Here is a 13,608-nt window from a genome sequence, read left to right on the forward strand (position 1 = left end):
TCCACTACGACTTCGACCACTTCGACTTCAGTATGCAACAGGATGGTTTCGACCCGTAGTAGACACACCGGAGTCCGTCCGGATGCCGGTGAGCTCGGCCCGGTCCGCGCCAGGATGGCGGGCATCCGATGACCGGCATCCAACGGCGGGCATCCAACGGCGGGCATTATTGACGGTGCTGCGGGTGCAAGGAGGGATGTGTTGTGACTATGGGTCGTCCGGTGTCTCTTGGTGGTCAATCGGATGCGTTTGCAGAGCGGGCCATTCGGGTGACGACGGTTGCGGCCGTCACCCTGGTCGCGGCGGTGGCGGCCTTCGTCTCCTACCGCCACATGCGCGGCGTCGCGGTTGGACACGGCGAGGACTCCATGACGGCGGCGGTGCTGCCGTTCAGCGTGGACGGCATGATCGTAGCCGCATCCATGACCATGCTGGCGGATCGCCGCGGGGGACGGCGTCGTTCCGGGCTGTCCTACGCGCTCCTCACGTTGGGTGCATGCGCGTCACTGGCTGCAAACGTCCTGCACGCGGAACCCACCCTGACAGCCCGGGTCATCGCGGCATGGCCACCGTTGGCGCTGCTCGGCTCCTATGAACTGCTCATGCGCCAGATCCATCCCACTGGCTCCAGCCCCGCCGCTCACCGCCAAGCCAGGGGCGTCACGGGCGTCACGGGCGTCACGGGCGTCACGGGCGTTGCCGCACGGCGCCTCGCGGATGCCGGCGGCACGGCAAGCATTCCCAGCCCGCGCGCGGAGCAGTCCACGGTCGGACGGTCGCCGCTGTTTCTCGCCCCCGCCCCGGTGCCGACGCCAGATCCCGCCGACGCCATCGATCTGGCTGACCTGGCGGATCGCCCGGATCTGCCAGATCCGGGCTATCTAGGCAATTTGGCAGATCTGGCCGACCCCGTGGAGCCGGCCGATGCAGCCGATCTGGTCGATCTGCCCGGTGGACACCGTCCGGACATGCATGACGCCGGTGCGGAGGCTGATGCCGGTGCGGAGGATGAGGCCGACCCGCACGACGCTGCCGCGCAGGCGTCCGGTCCGGAGTCCCCGGGGCTGGACATCACCGGAAAGCGCGACGCCATCATCCACGCGCTGGAACAGACCGGCGGATCGGCATCGCAGGCCTCGGCCTTGCTCGCCGCCCGCGGCATCAGCGTCAGCAAAAGCTGGGTTTACCAGGTCCGCAAGGAGACCCATTTCGCCGATGTCGACGACACCGGCCCGCTGCCGGTGCCGGTGCCGGTGCGCCATCCTGTCCGTCTTGGCCGCGGGCTGGGCCGCGGTCTCACCCCCGATCTGCCCCGCAACACCTGACTGCGCACTGACCCCGCACTGACCCCGCAGCACCTGGCCCGACTCCCCTGGCCAGGGTGAGAAAATCCGGTGGACGGCGCGCCTACCCTTGGCAGATGGAGTTCACCCAGTCCGACAAACTCGCCGACGTCTGCTATGACGTCCGGGGTCCCGTCCTCGACCAGGCGACGCGGTTGGAAGCCGAGGGTCAGCGCATCCTGAAGCTGAACATCGGCAACCCCGCGCCGTTCGGGTTCGCCGCCCCACCGGCGGTTCTCCAGGCAGTGATACACAGCCTCGCCGACGCGCAGGGTTACAGCGACTCCAAGGGCCTGCCATCCGCACGAGCGGCCGTGGTCCGGTACGCGACCGGTAAGGGTATCGCCAGTATCGACACCGACGACGTCTACCTCGGTAACGGCGTCTCAGAATTGATTATGATGTCGTTGCAGGCGCTGCTCAACGACGGCGACGAGGTGCTGCTCCCGGCACCGGACTACCCGCTGTGGACAGCGGTGGTCAGCCTCTGCGGCGGCCGGCCCGTCCACTACATGTGCGACGAATCCGCCGACTGGACGCCCGACGTCGACGACATCGCCGGCAAAATCACCGCCAGGACGCGGGCAATCGTGGTGATCAACCCGAACAACCCGACCGGCGCCGTCTACAGTCGTGAGGTCCTCGCCGGCATCATCGAGATCGCCCGCCGACACAACCTTATGATCTTCTCTGACGAGATCTACGACCGGATTCTGTATGACGACGCCGAGCACGTCTCCACCGCGGCGCTCGCCCCGGATGTCATGTGTGTGACGTTCAACGGGCTGTCGAAGGCGTACCGCCTCGCCGGCTTCCGCTCCGGCTGGATGGTTCTTTCCGGTCCACGTATGCATGCTTCCAGTTATGTCGAAGGCCTCAACATCCTGGCGAACATGCGGCTGTGCGCCAACGTCCCGGGCCAGTACGCGATGCAGGCCGCGCTTGCGGATGACGGTGGTGCCGGCGATCTTGTCCTGCCCGGTGGTCGGCTGCACGAGCAACGCGACGTGGTGTGGAAACTGCTCAACGATATTCCCGGCATATCGTGCGTAAAGCCACGTGGAGCGCTGTATGCGTTCCCACGTATCGATTCCGCCGTTCACCCGATCGTCGATGACGAACGGCTCGTCCTGGACCTGCTTCTGGCCGAGAAGATTCTCGTCGTGCAGGGCACCGGCTTCAACTGGCCCAGACCCGACCACATCCGGATAGTCACCCTGCCCGGTGTGGACGATCTCACCGACGCGGTCGGCCGTATCGGCAGGTTCCTCGCGACCTACGCACAGCGCTGATGGCAGGGTGATCTACGACCACGACTGTGGCCCCTTTGTCAGCTCCCGGACCTGCCATGCGGTGAGAGAGTGGACGCTGTGTCCAGTGCCGAATCCAGCCAACCCGCGCCGACCCCGGCACCAGGCGGCCCAAGCGGCCCAAGCGGCCCAGGCGGCCCAGGCGGCCCGGCCGGTAACAGACGGTCCGCGCTCGGCCGGGGAACAACCGTCCGGGCCACCCGTCAGGGCGATGCCGTCTCCGCCGCGCTCGCCGAGATCGACGCCTTCACCAGCGCCCAGGACCTGCACGCGCACCTGCGGGACTCCGGCCAGCCCGTCGGCCTGACCACCGTCTACCGGCATCTGCAGGTCCTCGCCGACCGTGGCGAGGTCGACGTGCTGCGGCGCGACGACGGTGAGACCCTCTACCGCCGCTGTGCCACCGACAGCCATCACCATCATCTGGTGTGCCGCCACTGCGGACGGACCGTCGAGGTCGAAGGACCCGAAATCGAGGCGTGGACGGACCGCGTCGCGACGGCCGCGGGCTTCACCGACGTGGCCCACACCCTGGAGATCTATGGCACCTGTACCACCTGCGCGGCCAGCCCGGACTGACCGGGACCGACCGACCGGACCGACCGGACCGACCTACTCCGGGCCGTGCCTCGGCGGCTCAGCCGCGAGATCCGCGCATGTGCGGAGCTGATCCCAGGCGCTGCGGGCGGCCGAGGCCTGCGCACCAGCCAGCGGCACCGGTACGCCGCCGGCGATCTGGGCCGGCATCCACTCCGCCGCGGTGACCGCTCGTCCGGCGACTGTCAGTGTGAGCACACCAGACATGGTGTTCGGGCCATCCCCGGACGCATAGAAGACCAAGTTGCCCAGGCCGTAATCGACATACACACCGTCGGGCCCCCAGCCGCCGCCGAGCTGCACATGCGTGTGCGACCCGACGATCACATCCGCGCCAGCCTCGACAAGTTGTGGCACCAACGCCCGCTGTGCCGGTGTCGGGCAGGATGCGCGTTCCACACCCCAGTGCAGGTAGACGACCACAGTGTCGCTTCCGTTACGGGCGGCCCGGACGGCCGCCAGCAGCCGTGGGATGTTCTTCGCGCTGGCCAGGCCCGGCTTGCCGGGCCCGGCCGTCCAGTCCGAAGCCAGCTCGTCGTCGATCACCTGAGTCGCGCCGATGACGGCGATCCGCTGGCCCTTCACGGTCGTACGCACAGGGGCGTAGGCCTGCGCGTCGTCGAGGCCGATCCCGACGATCGGGAATCCGGCGGACCGGGCACCGGCGATGGTGTCACGCAGACCGTCCACGCCATAGTCCATGCCGTGGTTGTTCGCCAGGGTGGCGACATCGACGCCGGCGGCCCGCAGCCCGACGAACGCCGACGGTGGCGCGCGGAAGACAAAGGCCTTGTGAACCGGTGTACCAGCCGTGGTCACCGCCGTCTCCAGGTTGACCATCGCCAGGTCGGCGCGACGCAGCGCCTGCGCGATCGGCCCGAGCGCGGTGGCGGGATCAGCGGCCAGGCGGGCCCCGGACCTACCCTCGAAGTGCACGTCCCCACCGAAGGCGATCGTGATCGGGCTGCCCGTCGGACGCCGTCCGGGCGCGCCCACCGGACCGGACGGCGGACCGGACGGCGGGCTGGGAGGCGCCGTGCCCGCTGGAGCGCCGGCTACCGGCCCCGCGGAGGACACGATCAACCCCGTGCCGTCGAGGGCCGGTACCGTCGCCGCCGGGACGCCGCCCGCCGACGGTGGACCGGACCCGCCGCACGCCAGCAGTGTCCAGACCGCCAGCATCCACGCCAACAACATCCACGGCGACAGCAGCCACACCAGCGGCATCCGCACTAGCGGCATCCGCACGCCAGCACGTCCCACCGCAGCGGCCCTAGCCGAGGCTGCGCAGGGCCGGGGCGAGTTCACGCCACTGCCGGCGGGGCAGACCACGGCGGTCCGGGTCGAGGACCTGAACGCATACGTGGTCGGCGCCGGCATCGAGATGCTCGGTGATCCGGGCAAGCAGGACGTCGGGATCACCCCACGGCACGATCGTGTCGACAAGCCGGTCTGAGCCGGCACCGGTGAGGTCGTCGTCGGTGAAGCCGAAGCGGCGCAGGTTGTTCGTGTAGTTCGGTAGCCGCAGGTACGAACCGGTGTGCCGCCGGGCCAGCTCCCGCGCGGTCTCGGGGTTCGTGTCGAGGACGAACGCCTGCTCCGGGACGAGCAGCTTGCCCGGCCCCAGGATCTCCCGCGCGCCGGCCGTGTGCGCCGGCGGCACGAAGTAGGTGTGCGCGCCGTCCGCCCGAACCCGCGCCAGCTCCAGCATCTTCGGGCCGAGCGCGGCCAGGACCCGCGTCGACGATGTCGGTGGCACCGCCCGGTACTGCTCCGCAGCGGCCCGGTCCATCTCGTCGAGGTAGGCCCGTAGCTGCGACAACGGCTTGGTGTAGGGAACGCCGCGGATCTCCATCAGGGACGCGTGTGACACGCCGATGCCGAGCAGGAAACGGTCCCCGAACGCCTCGGCAAGCGTCATGTGGCCGGCCATCATCGTCTGGGGATGTCGGGCGAGAATCTGCGCGATCCCGGTGGCGACCGTGAGCCGGGATGTCGCCGCGAGCATCAGGGCCGCGGTCACCAGGACCTCCCTGCCCTTGACCTCACCCGTCCAGATCGCGGGATAGCCCAGCTCATCGAGTTCGGCGACGGCCGCCTGGACAACCGAGGCCGGGGAGAAGTCGAACTGGCCGCTCCAGATCCCGACCCGGCCGAGGTCGCGGCGGACGGGCGGGCGCACAGCGCCGGCACCCGCGCCGGCATCGACATTCGCGCCGGCGGTGGCATCGGTGGCTGTGGCGGTGTCCGCGACGGTCGCGGATGAGGGGGCAGCTGTCACTGCACCACGCTATCCGGGTGCGTCAACCACGGCGGGTACCCGCAGCCCGTGTCCGGGTTGCTCGCCACCATGGGACGACTATCGTCAGCTCCGCGGCGAACGGTCCCGCTTACCCGCGGCGGCCGGCTGCCCCAACCGGCGGCTGCGACCGACGATCTCGGGGACGGCCACGTATGACCGGAGGACACGATGTCCGTGCCTGACACGAAGCCTGTGCCCGATCCGGAGTCCGTGCCCGATCCGGAGTCCGCTCCCGGTACAGACCGGCCGAACAGCGTCGTCCCGCCCGTCCCGCCCGTCCCGCGCGATCCACATGACGCGCGGGATGCCGACCCGGGGCTGGTACGGCTGCTCACGCCCGAGGGCGAGCGGCGCCCCGACCCGACCTACGACCCCTACCTCGCGGACCTCACCGACGCCGACCTGTACGGGCTCCTGCGCGACATGGTGATCGCGCGCCGCCTCGACGACGAGGCAACGGCTCTCCAGCGTCAGGGCGAACTCGGCCTGTGGGCCAGCCTGCGTGGTCAGGAGGCGGCCCAGGTCGGCTCGGCCAGGGCACTGCGCGACGACGACATGGTCTTCCCGTCCTACCGCGAACACGCGGTGGCCTGGTGCCGCGGGGTCGACCCGCTCGACGTCCTCGGCCTGTTCCGCGGGGTCACCCACGGCGGATGGGACGCGGACAAGCACGGATTCCAGTGCTATGCGATCGTCGTCGGCTCGCAGGCCCTGCACGCCACCGGCTATGCGATGGCCGTCTCCCGCGAGCATGCCGCTGGCACCGGCAGCACCGGCAGCACCGGCACCAGCAACGGCCAGAGCCGGAACCAGGACCAGGACCAGGACATGTCAGCGACGCTGGTCTACTTCGGTGACGGGGCGTCCAGCCAGGGGGACGTCAACGAGGCGCTCAACTGGGCGGGTGTCTTTGCAGCTCCGGTGGTGTTCTTCTGCCAGAACAACCAGTGGGCGATCTCCGAACCGGCCCGACGGCAGAGCCTGGCGCCGATCTACCGGCGAGCGTCCGGGTTCGGTATCCGGGGCGTCCAGGTTGACGGCAACGACGTGCTGGCGACGCTCGCGGTGACCCGCTGGGCGCTGGACTCGGCCCGCCGGGGACATCCGACACTGATTGAGGCGGTGACATACCGGATGGGCGCGCACACCACCGCTGACGATCCATCCCGGTACCGCCACGCAGCGGAGCTGGCGCACTGGGGCCAGCGGGACCCGGTGGCACGGATGACCACCTACCTACGCGGCTGCGGGCTTCTGGACGACGCTGGCGCCGCCGCTCTCGACGCCGAGGCCGACGCCCTCGCGGCGACGGTGCGCAGCCGGTGCGTGCGGCTGCCCGACCCGTCCCCGCAGAGCCTTTTCGATCACGTGTACGTGGACGAACCCGAGACCCTGAGCGCCGCGCGGGACGCCTGTCTGGAGCTCGAACTGGCGCCGGCAACGCTCGAACCGCGAAAGGCGAACTGACGGTGCGCTCGACGCTGACGCTGGCCAAGGCTCTCAATACCGGACTGCGCACGGCCATGGCCGCCGATGAGAAGGTCGTGGTGATGGGTGAGGACGTCGGCAGGCTCGGCGGCGTCTTCCGGATCACCGAGGGGCTGCTCGCCGACTTCGGCGAGGCGCGCGTCATCGACACACCGCTGGCCGAGTCCGCGATCATCGGAACCGCGATCGGGATGGCCATGCGTGGGCTCCGGCCGGTATGCGAAATCCAGTTCGACGGCTTCGTCTACCCGGCCTTCGACCAGATCGTCACCCAGCTGGCGAAAATCCACTACCGGACCCGGGGACGGGTCCGGTTGCCGGTGACGGTCCGCATCCCGTTCGGTGGTGGTATCGGCGCTGTCGAGCACCACAGCGAGTCACCGGAAGCCTACTTCTGCCATACCGCCGGCCTCAAGGTCGTCGCCTGTTCCAGCCCGACCGATGCCCACACGATGATCCGGCAGGCGGTCGCGGCCGACGACCCGGTGATCTTCTTCGAGCCCAAGCGCCGGTACTGGGAGAAGGGAGATGTCGAAACCGACGAGCCGCTGACCGGGGCGATCCCGTTGCACACCAGCCGGGTCGTGCGGACCGGCGACGACGCAACACTGGTCGCCTACGGCCCGATGGTACGGACCTGCCTGGACGCGGCCGTGGCAATGGCCGACGAGGGTCGCGAGCTTGAGGTCATCGACCTGCGCACCCTGTCCCCCCTCGACCTGGCTCCGGTGCTCACGTCCGTGCGCCGGACCGGCCGGTGTGTCGTCGTTCACGAGGCGCCGTCGAACGTGTCCCTGTCCGCGGAGATCGCGGCCCGGGTGACCGAGGCCGCGTTCTACTCCTTGGAGGCTCCGGTACTACGCGTCACCGGTTATGACATCCCGTACCCGCCGGCCCGGCTGGAGGACCACTACCTACCGGACGTCGACCGGATCATGGACGCCGTCGACCGTTCCTTCCAGTACTGACCGGTGGGTCCGATGCCGGGCAGCAAGTTGGAGGTCACCCGTGCCACATGAACAGTTCCGCCTCCCCGACCTGGGCGAAGGCCTACCGGACGCCGAAATCGTCCGGTGGCTGGTGGAGGTGGGCGAGCCGGTAGCGGTCAATCAGCCGCTCGTCGAAGTGGAGACCGCCAAGGCCCTGGTGGAGGTGCCCTCACCACTGGCCGGCGTGCTCGCCGTGCGGCACGCCGAACCGGGCGACACCGTCGAGGTGGGACGACCGTTGGTCACCGTCGACGTCCCAGCTTCGAACGGCGTACCAGCACCGAACGGCGCTCATGGACCGGACCAGGGACCGGACCAGGGGACGGACCGCCCACCGGACGGGCGGACACCGGTGCTGGTCGGGTATGGCCCGCGCACATCCGCTGGACCGGCACGCACCCGGACCCGGCGCCGGACCACGCCGACCGTCCAGCCCACACCGGTCGAGCCAGACCAGGCCAGACCAGACCGGGACGGGCCTGTACTCGCGAAGCCACCGGTCCGCAAGCTCGCTCGGGATCTCGGTGTCGACATCTGGCGGGTCACCGGCACCGGACCGCATGGAACGATCAGCCGGGCGGATGTCGAGGCGGCCCGCACCTCCGCCCACGACGAGCGGGGCGCCCGGGTGCCGGTGACCGGCGTCCGGCGCGCGACCGCGGCGGCCATGGTGACCAGCGCGTTCACCGCGCCGCAGGTCACCGAGTTCGTCAGTGTCGACGTCACCGAGACGATGGCCGCGCGTGACCGGATCGCCGCGCTGCCCGAGTTCGCGGGTGTGAAGGTGACCGCGCTGCTGTTCGTCGCGAAGGCGCTGCTGACCGCCGTCCAGCGTCATCCGATGATCAATTCTTGCTGGGAGGAAGCGTCCGGCGACGAGCCCGCGCAGATCGTCATCCATGAGACCGTCAACCTCGGGATCGCGGTGGCTTCACCCCGCGGGCTCGTCGTGCCGAATATTCCGGCTGCGCAGGAGATGGGACTGGTCGCGCTCGGACACGCCCTGCACGAGCTGACCGCGGCAGCCCGGACCGGGACAGTCACACCAGGTGCACTACGCGGCGGGACCATCACCATTACCAATATCGGCGTGTTCGGCATTGACACCGGAACACCCATCCTCAATCCGCCGGAGGCGGCAATCCTCGCCCTCGGCGCGATCCGCCCGATGCCGTGGGTGCATGACGGGAACCTTGCCGTCCGGACGGTGGCGCAGCTCGCCCTGACCTTCGACCACCGGATCGTCGATGGTGAGCTCGGCGCAAAGGTACTCGCGGATGTCGCCAGAATGCTCGCCGACCCGGCCGTGGCCCTCGCCTGGAACTGATCCAATTCCTTGATCGGCCCTGTTCCGAATAGCCGGACCGGCCCATCCATGCTTGCTCTGAGTGACGATACCGAGGGCGCGGCGAGCAACGCACAGGAGCAGGCAAGACCGGACACAACGGACCAACCTGGAACCTCAACCAGGGCAAAGAGCACGGGATGGGGCGGACAACGGAGGAAGGAGCTCGCCTGGTACGGTTGCGCCTTGCTTACGGCTTCCGGCACAGCTTCCGTACAAAGGGGTGAAACGCATGACGCGCGTGGAGGCACTACAGGCCGCCGACGAATTCGTCGCCAAGGTCCTGACCTCCGCAGGCTCCAGCGGCCGATTCAACGGCGCTCTCAACCTCGCTGAACGGGTCGATCTGACCCTGCGGGTAGCGAGGTTCCTCCTGGAGGGGCAGGGCACGTCCGAGGCCGACGACCTGCTCAAGCGGGATATGCGCAATGAGCTGGACCAGGCTTTCCCGCCGCTGCGCACATCATGAAACGACCGGTGGTTCGAGGATCGCCCCGCCTTACCGCAACACCTGGCACGTCCTGCTGACGCGTCAGGCGTAGGGAGTCCGCCGGGCGCGCGATCGTAACTCCAGCTCGCGCGCCCGGCGGCCACCCGCTCCGGATCTGACGGGCGTCAGGTGCCGACCAGGCTCAGAACGCGTCCTCGGGCAGGTCCATCAGATCAAGGTCGGTTGCCTGCAGAACACTGAGTCGGGTTGACAGCTCGGGCAGCACGTTCGCGACAAACCAACGGGCCGTGGCCACCTTGCCCTCGTAGAAGGCCCGGTCCCTGGCTACCATGACCGTCGCCGACCGCGTGAGCGCTCCGAGGACTGCGGCCTCCGGGCGCGCGATCTGACGATCGTCGCGCGCCCTTTGGCCCGCTAGCGCGTCCGTCGCGACCTCGGCCTGGCGCAGCAGCAACCAGCCGATGACGAGGTCGCCGACACTCATCAGAAGCCGCGTGGTGTTCAGACCGACCTTGTACACCTGCCGGGTATCCGCCGCGGCGTCGGTGAAAAAGCCGACCAGCACACCGACCATGGATGTCACGTTTTCCAGCGCGGCGCCCAGGATCTCCCGTTCCCGGCGTAGCGAACCGTCCCCCGCGCCGTCCTTGGCGAAGGTCTGGATCTCGGCGAACAGCGCGGTGAGCGCCTGACTGTGATCTCGCACGATCTTCCGGAAGAAGAAGTCCTGGCCCTGGATGGACGTGGTGCCCTCGTACAAGGTGTCAATCTTGGCGTCGCGGATGTACTGCTCGATCGGATAGTCCTGCAGGTAGCCCGAGCCACCGAAAACCTGCAGGGACGTCGCCAGCAGCTCATAGGATCGCTCGGAACCGACGCCCTTGACTATCGGCAGCAGCAGGTCGTTGAGCCGTTCGGCGAGATCGTCTACTGTTCCCGCGACGGTGGCCGCGGCGACCCGGTCCTGAACGGTGGCGGTGTAGAGGACGAGCGCCCGCATGCCTTCCGTATACGCCTTCTGCACCATCAGCATCCGCCGGACGTCCGGGTGATGGATGATCGTGACGCGGGGCGCGGCCTTGTCCGTCGACCGGGTCAGATCGGCGCCCTGGACCCGGGTCCGCGCGAACGCCAAGGCGTTGAGGTAGCCGGTGGACAGCGTCGCGATGGCCTTGGTACCCACCATCATCCGGGCATATTCGATGATCTCGAACATCTGGGCGATGCCGTCGTGGACGTCCCCGACAAGCCAGCCGACCGCCGGGTTCTTCTCGCCGAACCGCAGTTCGCAGGTGGCGGAGACCTTCAGGCCCATCTTCTTCTCGACGCCGGTGACGTAGACGCCGTTTCGCTCGCCGGGTTCGCCAGTCGCCGGATCCACCAGGAACTTCGGAACCAGGAACATGGACAGGCCCTTGGTGCCGGGGCCGTTTCCCTCCGGCCGGGCAAGGGTGAGGTGGAAGATGTTCTCCGGAACATCCCAGTCACCCGAGGTGATGAAACGCTTCACGCCCTCGATATGCCAGGTGCCGTCGGCCTGCGCCACCGCCCGGGTGCGGCCCGCCCCCACGTCCGAACCCGCGTCGGGTTCGGTGAGCACCATCGTCGCGCCCCACTGCCGCTCGATCGCCTGGCGGGCGAACTTCTTCTGTGCGGCATTGCCGAGCCGGTCGAGAATCCCGGCGAAGGTCGGACCGCTCATGTACATGAACACCGCCGGGTTGGACCCCAGGATCAGCTCCGAAGCGGCCCAGATGACCGACGGAGGTGCACCCAGACCGCCCAGGTGTGACGGCAGGAACAGCCGCCACCACTCACCGTCCATGAGGTCGGCATAGGACTTCTTGAACGCCGCCGGCAACGTGACCGTGCCGGTCTCCGGGTCGAACACCGGCGGGTTGCGGTCAGCCTCCGAGAAGGACTCGGCGAGCGAACCGGTGGCCAACCTGTCGACCTCGGCGAGCACGTCATGGGCCGTCTGGCGATCCATCTCCGCGAACGGACCATGACCCAGCGTCTGGTCGACACCCAGTACCTCGAACAGGTTGAACTCGATATCGCGGAGGTTGCTCTTGTAGTGCCCCATGGCGGTCTCCCCGGGGAAGTGCCGGCATCGGTTGTCACCGAGGGAACCGGCGTACTCCTACTGGCCAGTAACTAATACCCATGCTACCCGCCGGTAACCATCCTGGGAACAAATACCAGGACAACGAGACAACTAACAATATGCCACCACAATGACTACGCTCAGTTATATTTTGGCATGATGCGCGCCGCCCACAGCATGCGGACAGCGTCTGTCCGAACCGATCACCAGGAGTGCAGGAGTGCAGGAGTGCAGGAGTTACGAGACATCGCTCCAACGGAAGCTGCCATCATGATCACGCAGGCAGGCGATGGGGCGCCCGTTCGCGTCCTGGAGGAGCTCGTCACCGTCCGTCGCAGCGTTGCACTCGGCACCCGGCGCCGGGACGACCAGCTGCCTCGGCTGCGGACTCGTCACGCCCCAGCGCGGCTGGCCCGCAGCGCTCGGCCCGCAATAGAGGAACAGCCCGTTGACGGCCTGCCGCGGGGCAGAATCAACGGCTGGAACACACGGTTCCCCAACGAACACAGCACGCATCCGTTCCGTCGGACCACCGCCGGGCTGCGACGGATCGTCCCGGCCTGTCTCGGGCGGGGTGGGTACGAGTGGGGTGGGCACGGGTGGGGTGGTCACGGGCGGGGCTGCGGCTAGCGGTGACGGTGCCAAGGGCTGGGACGGTGTCCGTGCCTGCGTGCCGGCGTCGGTCGAGCCACACCCGACCAGCAGCACGGCCAACAGGCCGAGCGCCGCGATGACGGCAGCCGCAAGCCCCACGCCGCTGACCGCCCCGGTGCCCACGCGAGCCGCGCTACCCGCGGTGTCGCCTCCTCGATGTCCAGCCGCCACACCAACCAGCTTAGGTAAGACTGCCGATACGCGGAGCAACATAGTCCGTGAACACCCGGTTTAGAGCGCCCGGCAATAGAGGCGTGGATCAAGGAGCGGGGCTGGGGCGCGTAGATCGCGAGGCGGAGGAGGAAGTCACCCTGGTGTTGGGTGGCGACCGACGACAACGCGGCGAGGTGCGTGCCCCAGCCCAGCGACGCCGCGTCCCCTATTGCCGGGCGCTCTTGGAGCACCCGGTGGATATTGGTCACCGCCTCAGGCGGCCACCGGGATCCCGCCGTCGACCAGGTCGTCGTCCCGTGGCGCGGTAAGCCCGTCAGGCGTGTGTGGACGCATGGTGTTGGCCGCATCCGAGTCACGCACCGTCAACGCGAACCCCGCGGCGACGACGGCGAGCGCAGCCGCCACCAGGAACGCGCCGTGGTACGCCGCGGCATTTCCCGCAGCCGCGGCCGTGGTTCTTGCGCCGGCCGGCGCGAACAGGGTCAACGCCGTTGTCACCAACCCGACACCGAGCGCCGACGCGAGCTGTCGCTGCATGTTGAACAAGGTGGACGCCTGACCGGTGTCCACCGGCGAAATACGTGCGAACGCGGCCGTTTGGGCGGAAAGAAAGACAAATCCCATCCCGGTGCCGACGAGGAACATCATGGCCCGGATCAGCCATATCGACGTGGCCAGGTCCATCCGCGAGATCGACGCCAGCATGGCTGCCACCAGGAGCAGTCCGAACACCATCAGTCGCCGCGGCCCTATCCGCGAGTAGCCGCGCCCGGCTAGCTGGGACCCGGCCAGCACCCCCAGCGCTTCAGGGAACAGCGCCAGGCCGGCCGTGGTCGCGTTCACGCCAC

At 68.6% G+C, this 13,608-nt stretch carries 12 protein-coding genes; 7 read left to right on the top strand and 5 right to left on the bottom strand.

The genetic code is table 11. The annotated features are described in order from the left end of the window. Positions 1–269 precede the first annotated feature (269 nt). The 3 genes from U9977_RS19440 (at position 270) to U9977_RS19450 (ending at position 3,232) form a co-directional block, all read left to right on the top strand. Positions 270–1,325, top strand: coding sequence for a DUF2637 domain-containing protein (locus U9977_RS19440; protein WP_322750710.1), 1,056 nt, complete (start codon positions 270–272; stop codon positions 1,323–1,325). 95 nt (positions 1,326–1,420) lie between these two features. Then, on the top strand, positions 1,421–2,635 hold the full coding sequence (locus tag U9977_RS19445; RefSeq protein ID WP_322750711.1) for a pyridoxal phosphate-dependent aminotransferase: 1,215 nt from the start codon (positions 1,421–1,423) through the stop codon (positions 2,633–2,635). Positions 2,636–2,704: 69 nt separating this feature from the next. Then, positions 2,705–3,232 carry a Fur family transcriptional regulator gene (locus U9977_RS19450; protein WP_322750712.1) on the top strand — a complete coding sequence of 176 codons (528 nt, stop codon included), beginning with the start codon at positions 2,705–2,707 and terminating at the stop codon, positions 3,230–3,232. A 33-nt stretch (positions 3,233–3,265) separates the two neighbouring features. Here U9977_RS19450 and U9977_RS19455 read toward each other — a convergent pair whose 3' ends face one another. Beyond that, positions 3,266–4,492, bottom strand: coding sequence for a CapA family protein (locus tag U9977_RS19455; protein ID WP_416210700.1), 1,227 nt, complete (start codon positions 4,490–4,492; stop codon positions 3,266–3,268). Positions 4,493–4,523: 31 nt separating this feature from the next. Continuing rightward, entirely contained in the window at positions 4,524–5,432 is a 909-nt protein-coding gene (locus U9977_RS19460) for an LLM class F420-dependent oxidoreductase (RefSeq protein WP_322750720.1), read from the bottom strand. Positions 5,433–5,720: 288 nt separating this feature from the next. Here U9977_RS19460 and U9977_RS19465 point away from each other — a divergent pair, with 288 nt between their 5' ends. The 4 genes from U9977_RS19465 to U9977_RS19480 all read left to right on the top strand — a co-directional run bounded on the left by U9977_RS19465 (position 5,721) and on the right by U9977_RS19480 (position 9,843). Further along, entirely contained in the window at positions 5,721–7,019 is a 1,299-nt protein-coding gene (locus tag U9977_RS19465; protein ID WP_322750714.1) for a thiamine pyrophosphate-dependent enzyme, read from the top strand. 2 nt (positions 7,020–7,021) lie between these two features. Next, a complete protein-coding gene (locus U9977_RS19470) occupies positions 7,022–8,008 on the top strand; it encodes an alpha-ketoacid dehydrogenase subunit beta (protein ID WP_416210698.1) in 987 nt (328 codons plus the stop codon). Between the two features lie 40 nt (positions 8,009–8,048). Further along, positions 8,049–9,356: a dihydrolipoamide acetyltransferase family protein gene (locus U9977_RS19475; RefSeq protein ID WP_322750715.1), complete on the top strand. Its 1,308-nt coding sequence runs from the start codon at positions 8,049–8,051 to the stop codon at positions 9,354–9,356. A gap of 250 nt (positions 9,357–9,606) precedes the next feature. Then, positions 9,607–9,843, top strand: coding sequence for a hypothetical protein (locus U9977_RS19480; protein ID WP_322750716.1), 237 nt, complete (start codon positions 9,607–9,609; stop codon positions 9,841–9,843). Positions 9,844–10,006: 163 nt separating this feature from the next. Here the strand turns inward: U9977_RS19480 and U9977_RS19485 are convergent, their stop codons facing one another. The 3 genes from U9977_RS19485 to U9977_RS19495 form a co-directional block, all read right to left on the bottom strand. Continuing rightward, on the bottom strand, positions 10,007–11,911 hold the full coding sequence (locus U9977_RS19485; RefSeq protein WP_322750717.1) for an acyl-CoA dehydrogenase: 1,905 nt from the start codon (positions 11,909–11,911) through the stop codon (positions 10,007–10,009). Between the two features lie 258 nt (positions 11,912–12,169). Beyond that, positions 12,170–12,757, bottom strand: a complete 588-nt coding sequence (locus U9977_RS19490; RefSeq protein WP_322750718.1) for a hypothetical protein — start codon at positions 12,755–12,757, stop codon at positions 12,170–12,172. Positions 12,758–13,012: 255 nt separating this feature from the next. Beyond that, on the bottom strand, positions 13,013–13,608 hold a 596-nt coding region (locus tag U9977_RS19495), incomplete at its 5' end, for an MFS transporter (RefSeq protein ID WP_322750719.1).

This window comes from Protofrankia sp. Cas8 (genome assembly GCF_963555845.1).
Classification (GTDB): domain Bacteria; phylum Actinomycetota; class Actinomycetes; order Frankiales; family Frankiaceae; genus Protofrankia.

What these genes read in the sequence shown, in the direction of transcription:
- U9977_RS19445 (WP_322750711.1), top strand. Translation starts at nt 1,421, where the DNA reads ATGGAGTTCACCCAGTCCGACAAACTCGCCGACGTCTGCTATGACGTC.
- U9977_RS19455 (WP_416210700.1), bottom strand. Translation starts at nt 4,492, where the DNA reads ATGCCGCTAGTGCGGATGCCGCTGGTGTGGCTGCTGTCGCCGTGGATG.
- U9977_RS19465 (WP_322750714.1), top strand. Translation starts at nt 5,721, where the DNA reads ATGTCCGTGCCTGACACGAAGCCTGTGCCCGATCCGGAGTCCGTGCCC.
- U9977_RS19480 (WP_322750716.1), top strand. Translation starts at nt 9,607, where the DNA reads ATGACGCGCGTGGAGGCACTACAGGCCGCCGACGAATTCGTCGCCAAG.
- U9977_RS19485 (WP_322750717.1), bottom strand. Translation starts at nt 11,911, where the DNA reads ATGGGGCACTACAAGAGCAACCTCCGCGATATCGAGTTCAACCTGTTC.